Genomic DNA, 1,422 nt, shown 5'->3' on the forward strand with positions numbered 1-1,422 from the left:
TCACGCCAGCGTATAGGCCGTCTTCACCGTGGTGTAGAACTCCTGGGCATAGCGGCCCTGCTCGCGCGGACCGTAGCTTGAGCCCTTGCGACCGCCAAACGGCACGTGGTAGTCCACGCCCGCCGTGGGCAGGTTGACCATGACCATGCCGGCCTGGCTGTGGCGCTTGAAGTGCGTGGCGTGCTTGAGGCTGGTGGTCGCAATGCCGGCCGACAGGCCAAACGGCGTGTCGTTGGCCATGGCCAGGGCCTCTTCATAGTCCTTGACGCGGATCACGCTGGCCACGGGGCCGAAGACTTCCTCACGGTTGATGCGCATGCCGGCCTCGGTGTCCACGAACAGCGTGGGCGCCATGTAAAAGCCCTGCTTGCCGCTGCCCGTGTGGCAGGCGACGCGGCCGCCGCCGGCGACCAGGCGCGCGCCTTCGGCCTTGGCGATTTCCACGTACGACAGATCCTGCTCCAGCTGGGCCTGGCTGACCACGGGGCCCATATCGGTGCCGGCGGCGCGTGCGTCACCGACCTTGATTTGGGCCATGCGCGCCTGCAGGGCCTCGATGAAGGCGGGGTAGATCTTGTCGGTGACGATGAGGCGGCTCGATGCCGTGCAGCGCTGGCCCGTGGAGTAAAAGCCGCTTTGCGCCGACAGCTCCACGGCTTGGTTCAGGTCGGCATCGTCGAGCACGATCTGGGGGTTCTTGCCACCCATTTCCAGCTGCACCTTCTTACCGCTTTTCACGCAGGCTTCGGCAATGCCGCGGCCCACGCCCACCGAGCCCGTGAAACTGATGGCCGCCACATCGGCATGGTTCACCAGGGCTTCACCGATCACGCGGCCCGGGCCCATGACCAGGTTGAACACACCGGCGGGGATGCCCGAGCGGTGGATGATGTCGGCCAGGGCCCAGGCACTGCCGGGCACCAGATCGGCGGGCTTCAAGACCACGCAGTTGCCGAAGGCCAGGGCCGGGGCGATCTTCCAGGCCGGGATGGCGATGGGGAAGTTCCAGGGCGTGATCAGGCCGACCACGCCGATCGGCTCGCGCGTGATCTCCACGCCGATGCCGGGACGCACCGACGGCAGGGTCTCGCCAGTAAGGCGCAGGCATTCACCCGCAAAGAACTTGAAGATCTGGCCCGCGCGGCCGACTTCGCCAATGGCTTCGGGCAGGGTCTTGCCTTCTTCGCGGGCCAGCAGCTCGCCCAGCTCCGCCTTGCGCGCCAGGATCTCCGTGCCTATCTTGTCCAGGGCGTCGGAGCGCGCCTGTATGCCCGAGGTGGACCAGGCCGGAAACGCGGCAGCGGCAGCAGCCACGGCGGTCTGCACATCGGATGCTCCGCCCTGGGCGTACGCGCCGATCAGATCGGACAGATCGCTGGGATTGGTGTTGGGGGAATAACTGTCAGCAGCCGTCCACTGGCC

1 protein-coding gene is annotated in these 1,422 nt (G+C 67.0%); it reads right to left on the bottom strand.

What is annotated here, in order from left to right; translation table 11 throughout:
• Window positions 1–1,422, bottom strand: a 1,422-nt coding sequence (locus EIC84_RS25805; protein ID WP_134737363.1) for an aldehyde dehydrogenase family protein, incomplete at its 5' end; no start/stop codon positions are given.

Source organism: Comamonas sp. A23 (genome assembly GCF_004522605.1).
In the GTDB taxonomy this organism is placed as follows: domain Bacteria; phylum Pseudomonadota; class Gammaproteobacteria; order Burkholderiales; family Burkholderiaceae_C; genus Comamonas; species Comamonas thiooxydans.